Origin of the sequence: Mesorhizobium sp. M1E.F.Ca.ET.063.01.1.1 (genome assembly GCF_003998155.1) — a bacterium.
Classification (GTDB): Bacteria; Pseudomonadota; Alphaproteobacteria; order Rhizobiales; family Rhizobiaceae; genus Mesorhizobium.
Window position 1 is genome coordinate 1 of the sequence record NZ_RZSC01000281.1, and the last position, 7153, is coordinate 7153.

Below are 7153 nucleotides of genomic sequence, written 5' to 3' on the forward strand. Positions count from 1 at the left end.
CACGAATGGCGTGGCAGCTAAATTAAGGCTCCGGCCGGCGTAGGCCGGTTCTCGGAAGCCACCGTTCTCGGCTCGGCCTGACCTGAATCTCGACACACCTAGCTCTTTTGCTGGTTCGGCAAAAATTTTTGCCACAGCGCTGGCCAAAACGGCGCTAGGCGTGTATAGGCACCCGACTTTCTCAGATTATGGCCTCGATGCGGCCCTTTCGCGAGGGTTCACGGGGCATTTTGACCATGTAGTGGAGCATATCCATGGCCGTTCCAAAAAGAAAAACCTCTCCGTCGAAGCGCGGAATGCGCCGCTCGGCCGACGCCATCAAGGCCCCGACCTATGTCGAGGACAAGAATTCCGGCGAAATGCGCCGCCCGCATCACATCGACCTGAAGACCGGCATGTATCGCGGCCGCCAGGTCCTGGAGCCGAAGGAAAGCTGAGAAGCTTCCACGGTTTGTGACGTTTTCAAAAGACCGGCCTCTGGCCGGTCTTTTTGCGTTCGACAGATGGTTGATGAATTTCGGAGTGGATCGCGCAGGCTGCGGCAAGGCAAGGGCAACCGGCTGACATCCTTATTTCATTAGGTCTTAGAGCGTGTTCGACGCCGGCCGCGAAAGACCTTGACGGCGTCTCTGCCGCGGATTTTACAAAAGGGTGCCCCATTGGAGACGCCCAGATGTTCGGTGCCATCCCGCTGCTCATCGTGCCTTTCGTCCTCTACAATCTCGGACTGCTCGGGCTGTTCGGCGGCGGCGACGATCCGTGGATGACCGAAATGTTCTCGTTCCGCATGATGTCGGGCGGCGTCTTCTCGATGACGCTCGGCGACCTGATGGTGCTGATCGGACTGATCTTCCTGTTCATCGAGATCTCAAAATCGGTGCGCACCACCAATGCATCGATCCTGGATCATCTGTTGTCGACGCTGGTCTTCATCGCGTTCCTGGTCGAGTTCCTGCTGGTGAAGGGTGCGGCGCATTCGGTGTTCTTCACGCTGATGATCATCGCGCTGTTCGATGTGCTCGCCGGCTTCTCGGTGTCGATGCGGTCGGCCAGCCGTGACATCAATCTGAACTAAGGCATCCGGCGACCTGCGGCGCTAAAGCGCGTCGCGATCTTTCAGATTCGCTCCGTGCGCTTTAGGTTTTTGATTCTACGCATGTCTTTGTCCCGAAACCGGTTCCCACTTTCGGGAGACATGCTTTAGGCGCGGTCAGCCTGCAGCGGCCTCGGCCTTGCGGGCGACCGCCGCTTCATAGGCAGCCTGCAGTTTCTGGCGCACGGTCGGCGTGCCCGGCGGCGTCTTCACCGGCGCGCCGAGATGCTCGTGGCGCAGTTCGTCCATGAACTGCTCCCACAGCGGCGGGCCGCCCTTTTCGAGCAGCTCGGCGCGGATCGAAAGCTCCTCGCTGACCGGCAGCCATACCCGTCCCCAGGCGCCGAGATGCGCCATGATCGGCACCAGGGTGATCGCCATCTCGGTCAGGCTGTAGATCGCCTTCTGCTTGTGGCTGGGATCGTCGGCCTTGGTCAAAAGGCCCAGTTCCATCAGCCGCTTCAGCCGGTCGGCCAGGATGTTGGAGGCGATGCCTTCCAGCGATCCGTTGAGCAGCTCGCGGAAATGGCGCCTGCCGCCGAAGATCATGTCGCGCAGGATGATCAGGCTCCAGCGGTCGCCAAAAACCTCGAGCGACAGATTGATCGGGCAGCCGGACCGGCGGTCAATGCTCATGACAGTCTCCAAGAAAACCGGTTGCATTATGATATCGGTCTGATTATCATGCAACTGATTGCAAAATGCAATCAGATTAGGAGAAGAGAACGATGACCGCTTTGCCGCGCCCTGAAATCGTCTCGGAGACCTTCGGCGATCCGGCCGATCCAGCGATCCTTTTGATCATGGGCGCCATGGCCTCGATGCTGTGGTGGCCGGAAGCCTTCTGCCGGCAGCTCGCCGGGCACGGCCGCTTCGTCGTCCGCTACGACAATCGCGATACCGGCCAGTCGACCAAATACAAGCCGGGCACGCCGCCCTATACGTTCGAGGACATGGTCGACGATGCCATCCGCGTGCTCGACGACCACAATATCGGTAGGGCGCATGTCGTCGGCATGTCGATGGGCGGCACGATCGCGCAGATCGTGGCGCTGAAATATCCGGCGCGCGTCAGCGCGCTCACTGTCATCTCCAGCTCGCCGCTCGGCGTCGATACGTCTGGTTTGCCCGGCACAAGCCAAGCCTACAAGGAGCACTCGGCGGAAGGCGCCGATGTCGATTGGTCGGATCGGGAGCAGGTGCTTCGTTACATGGTGAAGGACGCGCGGGCGCTGGCGAGCAGCCGGCATTCGTTCGATGAGGAACGCGCACGCGCGGCGATCGAGGAGGACTGCGATCGCTCCGGGGGCCTCGGCAGCGCCACCAATCATTTCCTGCTCAAGGGTGGCGGTCCGGAGCGGCGGATAAAGGATTTGACGGTGCCGTTGCTCGTTATCCACGGCGTCACCGATCCGATCTTCCCGATCGAACATGGCGAGGCGCTTGCCGATGCGGTTCCCGGCGCCAGGCTGGTGCGGATCGAAGGCGGCGGCCACGAGCTGCACCGCAACGACTGGCCGCAAATCATCGAAGCCATCGCGGCGCATCGCTAACCGCGAGGATCAACCTTGACTCTGGTGGTCTGTGAAAATAGTTAAGTGATCACTTCAGTATTAAGCGCGCCCGACGACAGGAGAAAAAATGTCCCTGACGCTGCATTTCCATCCGCTTGCTTCCTTCTGCTGGAAGCCGCTGATCGCGTTCTACGAGAACGACACGCCCTTTACGCCGGTGATCGTCGATCTCGGCGACGAGCAATCGCGCGCGGCTTTCCTGAAGGTTTCGCCGGCAGGCAAGATGCCGGCCCTGCGCGACGATGCGCGCGACCGCACGGTACTGGAATCGACCATCGTCATCGAATATCTCGCCGCTTACTATCCCGGGCCGGTCGAGCTTATCCCCGCCGACATCGACCTCGCCATCAAGGTTCGCCAGTCCGACCGCTTCTACGACTTCTACGTGCAGGAGCCGATGCAGAAGATCGTCGGCGACCGGCTGCGGCCGCAAGACAAGACCGATCCGTTCGGGGTCGAGCAGGCGCGTGAGCAGCTCCGCAATTCCTACGCCATCATCGAACAGGAAATGCAGGGAAAGACTTGGGCGGTCGGCGAGACCTTCACCATGGCCGACTGCGCGGCCTCGCCGGCGCTGTTCTATGCCAACAAGGTCGAGCCGTTCGGCGACAGATTCCCCACCGTGAAACGCTATCATGATCGTCTGCTCGAGCGCCCCACCTTCGCCCGCGTGATCGAGGAGGCGCAGCCCTATTTCAAGTTCTTCCCCTACAACAACGGTTAGAGCGAGATGCTGCACGATCCCGCCCAGCTCGACCTGATGTTCCAGGCGCTCGCGGATCCCGCGCGGCGCCAGATGGTGGAACGGCTGTCACGCGGACCGGCCTCGGTCAGTCAGCTGGCGGAGCCGCTGGCGATGTCGCTGTCGGCCGTCGTCCAGCATCTCAACGTCCTCGAGGCGAGCGGCCTGGTGAGCACCGAGAAGCTTGGCCGGGTGCGCACCTGCCGGATCGAGCCGAAGGCGCTCAGGGCCGCCGAGCACTGGATCAACGAGCGGCGTCTCGCCTGGGAGCGCCGGCTCGACCGGCTTGGCGAATATCTTTCGGAAACCAAGCTAGAAACCTGAGGGATATGTCATGACCGAACGATCCGTCGTCCACTCCACCTTTGTCATCGAGCGCGTCTATCCGGCGGCGCCCGAAAAGGTCTATTTCGCGCTGAGCGATCCGGCGGCCAAGAAGCGCTGGTTTGTCGATCCGGACAATCCGCAGCCCAACCGGCATGAGATGGACTTCCGCGTTGGCGGCAAGGAGGTGAATGCCGGCTGCCCGAGCGACGGGCAGATGCATTTCTACAACGCGGTCTACCAGGACATCGTGCCGAACCGGCGCATCGTCTACAGCTACGAGCTGTTGTTCGGCAAAACCCGGGTCTCGGTGTCGCTTGCGACGATCGAGCTCATCGCGGAAGGCAAGGGTATGCGACTTATCCTGACAGAGCAGGGAGCCTTCTTCGACGGCCACGATAAGCCGGGCACACGCGAGCATGGCACGGGCGAACTGCTCGACGCGCTTGGGGCGGCGCTGCAGGCAGCGAACTGAGGCCTCCGGCTGGTGGCCAGCGATCACTCTCCAGGCGACAGTTCCCAGAACTGGTCGAGCCAGACGTTGAGCCTGAGGAAGCCGGCGCTGCTGACGGCGTAGACGCGTCTGGTGCCCTCCGCCCTGGCCTTGACCAGGCCGGCGTCGAGCAGGACCTTCAGATGCTGGGAAACGGCCGGGCGTGAAACGGGCAACCCGGCCGCCAATTCGTTCACCGTCTTGGGACCGCGCCGGAGCTCTTCCAAGAGATAGCGCCGGTTGGGATCGGCTATCGCCACGAAGGCGTCGGAAAACATCATGCCTTATTTGTGGGGCAAAGTTCTCCAAATCTCAACTGTCGGTTTCAACCTTTGTGCGCGGATCGAGCCGCAAGGCTTCCGGTGTGACCGCACGATCGGCCGGTTGCGTCTTGAAGGCATCGCGGTTTTCGATCGGAACCGGCGCGCGGGCGCGGATGCGCAGCAGCGTGTAGCCGGTGAGAGCGAGATGGGCGAGCGCGGTTGCAAGGAAGAGGCCTTCCGGCCGCAGCCAGCCCATCAGGGCGGCCGCAAGCAGCGGTCCGATCATCGTGCCGAAGCCGTAGAGCAGAAGCAGGCCACCCGAAACCTTGACGAAATCCTCCGACCGCGCGTGGTCATTGGCATGCGCGACGGCGATCGAGTAGAGCGTGTAGGCGAAGGCGCCATAGGAGGCGGTCAGCACGATGACGAAGACGCCCGAATGCGGCTCGATCAGGAAGATCAGCACCGCGAAGAGCGCCGCGCCGAAGGCGGCGCCGGCGAGCACGAAGCGGCGGTCCGTCGTGTCGGAAAGCCGCCCCGCGGGAAGCTGCATGGCCGCGCCGGCGACAACCACCAGGCTCATCATCAGCGCGATCTCGGCGGTGGAGATGCCGATACGGGCGCCATAGACGGCGCCGAGCGTACCCCAGGCGCCATTGGCGATGCCGATCAGAAGGCAGGCCACCGCCGAGACCGGCGAATTGGCATAGAGTCCTTTGACGTCGAGCTTGACGTCCTGCAGCGGCTTCGGATGCGACTGCGTCGAGACGGCGGTCGGAATGAGCGACAGGCAGAACAGGATGCCGGTGATCATGAACAGCGAGGCCGATTTCACGTCGCCGCCGGCGACGATCATCTGGCCGCCCATGATCGAGGCATAGGTGACCATCATATAGAGGCCGAAGACGGTGCCGCGGTTCTCGTTGGTGGCCTTTTCGTTGAGCCAGCTTTCGATGACCATGAAGGCGCCGGCCATGGTGAAGCCGGTGAAGGCGCGCAGCAGGATCCAGAAATACTCGTCGATGATGAGACCGGTAAGCAGCGCGATGATCGCCCCCGAGGCGGCAAAGGCGCCGAACGCCCTGACATGGCCGGCGCGGCGAACAAGGCGCGGCGCGAAGAAGCAGCCGGTGACGAAGCCGCCGGCCCAGGCCGTGCCCATCAGGCCGAGCGAGGCGGTCGAGAATCCCTCCACTTGCCCGCGCAGCGGCAGCAGCAGGCCGTGCAGGCCCGACGCCGCCAGCAGGAACGCGGTGCCGCGCAGCAACGAGAGGATCGGTCGGTAGGTTGCGAACATGGGCTGATCCGGCTGGAAATTTCGAAGCGCAGGTCTGTTTCGGAGCGAAGGTCTGGCAGTCGCTTTCAGGCTTTTCCGGGGCAGACGGGCACGACGCCGGGATTATCCGCGGCGAAACAGCGCCTCGGCAGCTGATTTGGTAGTGCCCTTGGCTGTCCGCTCGGCTTCCAGCCTGGCGATTTCATCGCGCAGCAGGGCAATGCGCTCGGACAATTCGTCGACGGACAGCAGCGAGAGATCCTGGCCGATCTCGTGCGGGCGCGGCTTCTTCTTGGGTTCGTCGTCGAAGATCGCCATCGTCGCTCCTCCCTCACTTGGCCATTTGCCTGATTTGGCAATCAGCATACATAGGGCAAGGGCGCCGATGCAAATAGCCGGCCAACGGCACAAGGAGACGGGACACCATGGCAAGCGGACAGAAGATTCCGGCGAAGATGACGGCCATCGCGATCTCGCAGCCGGGCGGCCCCAGGGTGCTGAAGCCCGAGACGCGCGACGTGCCCACGCCAGGTCCCGGCGAAATCCTCATTCGCGTGCACGCCGCCGGCGTCAACCGGCCGGACGTGCAGCAGCGCAAGGGCGTCTATCCGCCGCCGCCTGGCGCCTCGGACCTGCCGGGTCTCGAGGTGGCCGGCGAAGTGGCCGTGCTCGGCGACGAGATATCGCGCTGGCGCATCGGCGACCGGGTCTGCGCGCTGACGCCCGGCGGCGGCTATGCCGAATATGTCAAGGTCCACGCCGGCAGCGTGCTGCCGATCCCGGCCGGCTTCACCTATTCGGAAGCCGCCGCCGTGCCGGAGAACTACTTCACCGTCTGGCACAATGTGTTCGAGCGCGGCGGGTTGAAGAAGGGCGAGACGCTGCTCGTCCATGGCGGCTCGTCCGGCATCGGCACCACGGCCATCCAACTGGCCTCGGCGTTCGGCGCCTATGTCGTCACCACGGCCGGCAGCAAGGAGAAGTGCGACGCCTGCCTGAAGCTCGGCGCCGACCGGGCGATCAACTACCGGGAGCAGGACTTCGTCGCCGAAGTCAAGGACGCAACCGGGGGCAAGGGCGCCGACGTCATCCTCGACATGGTGGGCGGCGACTATGTGGCGCGCAACTACGATGCGGCGGCGATCGAAGGGCGCATCGTCCAGATCGCGGTGCAGGCCGGCGCTGTCGCAAGCGCCGACTTCGCAAAGCTCATGGTCAAACGCCTTGTCCATACCGGTTCGACGCTGCGCCCGCGCACCGTCAAAGTCAAGGCAGCCATAGCGGCCGCGCTAGAGGATCAGGTATGGACAGAGATAAACACACGTAAGGTTACTAAAGTCATGGACATGATCTTCACGCTGACGGAAGACTGGCGAGCAAAGAAACGG

General features: G+C 63.0%; 11 protein-coding genes. 7 read left to right on the forward strand and 4 right to left on the reverse strand.

Features of this window, described 5'->3' with window-relative positions; translation table 11 throughout:
* The first annotated feature begins 254 nt into the window (after window positions 1-254).
* A complete protein-coding gene (gene rpmF, locus EOA29_RS19635; protein ID WP_126091519.1) occupies window positions 255-437 on the forward strand; it encodes a 50S ribosomal protein L32 in 183 nt (60 codons plus the stop codon).
* 236 nt (window positions 438-673) lie between these two features.
* A complete protein-coding gene (locus EOA29_RS19640; RefSeq protein WP_042641631.1) occupies window positions 674-1075 on the forward strand; it encodes a hypothetical protein in 402 nt (133 codons plus the stop codon).
* A 135-nt stretch (window positions 1076-1210) separates the two neighbouring features.
* Here the strand turns inward: EOA29_RS19640 and EOA29_RS19645 are convergent, their stop codons facing one another.
* A complete protein-coding gene (locus tag EOA29_RS19645; RefSeq protein WP_126091520.1) occupies window positions 1211-1729 on the reverse strand; it encodes a helix-turn-helix domain-containing protein in 519 nt (172 codons plus the stop codon).
* Between the two features lie 92 nt (window positions 1730-1821).
* Between EOA29_RS19645 and EOA29_RS19650 the strand changes: the two genes are divergently transcribed.
* The 4 genes from EOA29_RS19650 (at window position 1822) to EOA29_RS19665 (ending at window position 4208) form a co-directional block, all read left to right on the forward strand.
* Window positions 1822-2646, forward strand: coding sequence for an alpha/beta hydrolase (locus EOA29_RS19650; RefSeq protein ID WP_126091521.1), 825 nt, complete (start codon window positions 1822-1824; stop codon window positions 2644-2646).
* 88 nt (window positions 2647-2734) lie between these two features.
* Window positions 2735-3391: a glutathione S-transferase family protein gene (locus tag EOA29_RS19655; RefSeq protein ID WP_126091522.1), complete on the forward strand. Its 657-nt coding sequence runs from the start codon at window positions 2735-2737 to the stop codon at window positions 3389-3391.
* A 6-nt stretch (window positions 3392-3397) separates the two neighbouring features.
* Complete coding sequence (locus tag EOA29_RS19660) at window positions 3398-3733, forward strand: metalloregulator ArsR/SmtB family transcription factor (RefSeq protein ID WP_126091523.1); 336 nt, start codon at window positions 3398-3400, stop codon at window positions 3731-3733.
* 10 nt (window positions 3734-3743) lie between these two features.
* Complete coding sequence (locus EOA29_RS19665) at window positions 3744-4208, forward strand: SRPBCC family protein (protein ID WP_126091524.1); 465 nt, start codon at window positions 3744-3746, stop codon at window positions 4206-4208.
* Between the two features lie 23 nt (window positions 4209-4231).
* Here the strand turns inward: EOA29_RS19665 and EOA29_RS19670 are convergent, their stop codons facing one another.
* From EOA29_RS19670 to EOA29_RS19680, 3 genes are all read right to left on the reverse strand, one after another.
* The gene (locus EOA29_RS19670; RefSeq protein WP_126091525.1) at window positions 4232-4507 is read right to left on the reverse strand and encodes a metalloregulator ArsR/SmtB family transcription factor; all 276 of its coding nucleotides are present in this window, start codon (window positions 4505-4507) and stop codon (window positions 4232-4234) included.
* Window positions 4508-4538: 31 nt separating this feature from the next.
* The gene (locus EOA29_RS19675) at window positions 4539-5786 is read right to left on the reverse strand and encodes an MFS transporter (RefSeq protein WP_126091526.1); all 1248 of its coding nucleotides are present in this window, start codon (window positions 5784-5786) and stop codon (window positions 4539-4541) included.
* Window positions 5787-5888: 102 nt separating this feature from the next.
* Entirely contained in the window at window positions 5889-6083 is a 195-nt protein-coding gene (locus EOA29_RS19680; protein ID WP_126091527.1) for a DUF1192 domain-containing protein, read from the reverse strand.
* Between the two features lie 107 nt (window positions 6084-6190).
* On the opposite strand from EOA29_RS19680, the gene EOA29_RS19685 reads away from it, so the two are divergent.
* On the forward strand, window positions 6191-7153 hold a 963-nt coding region (locus tag EOA29_RS19685), incomplete at its 3' end, for an NAD(P)H-quinone oxidoreductase (RefSeq protein WP_145969711.1).

Coding starts and splice junctions, on each gene's coding strand:
- EOA29_RS19640 (WP_042641631.1), top strand. CDS start 674: ATGTTCGGTGCCATCCCGCTGCTCATCGTGCCTTTCGTCCTCTACAAT.
- EOA29_RS19650 (WP_126091521.1), top strand. CDS start 1,822: ATGACCGCTTTGCCGCGCCCTGAAATCGTCTCGGAGACCTTCGGCGAT.
- rpmF (WP_126091519.1), top strand. CDS start 255: ATGGCCGTTCCAAAAAGAAAAACCTCTCCGTCGAAGCGCGGAATGCGC.
- EOA29_RS19675 (WP_126091526.1), bottom strand. CDS start 5,786: ATGTTCGCAACCTACCGACCGATCCTCTCGTTGCTGCGCGGCACCGCG.
- EOA29_RS19645 (WP_126091520.1), bottom strand. CDS start 1,729: ATGAGCATTGACCGCCGGTCCGGCTGCCCGATCAATCTGTCGCTCGAG.
- EOA29_RS19655 (WP_126091522.1), top strand. CDS start 2,735: ATGTCCCTGACGCTGCATTTCCATCCGCTTGCTTCCTTCTGCTGGAAG.
- EOA29_RS19665 (WP_126091524.1), top strand. CDS start 3,744: ATGACCGAACGATCCGTCGTCCACTCCACCTTTGTCATCGAGCGCGTC.
- EOA29_RS19660 (WP_126091523.1), top strand. CDS start 3,398: ATGCTGCACGATCCCGCCCAGCTCGACCTGATGTTCCAGGCGCTCGCG.
- EOA29_RS19680 (WP_126091527.1), bottom strand. CDS start 6,083: ATGGCGATCTTCGACGACGAACCCAAGAAGAAGCCGCGCCCGCACGAG.
- EOA29_RS19670 (WP_126091525.1), bottom strand. CDS start 4,507: ATGATGTTTTCCGACGCCTTCGTGGCGATAGCCGATCCCAACCGGCGC.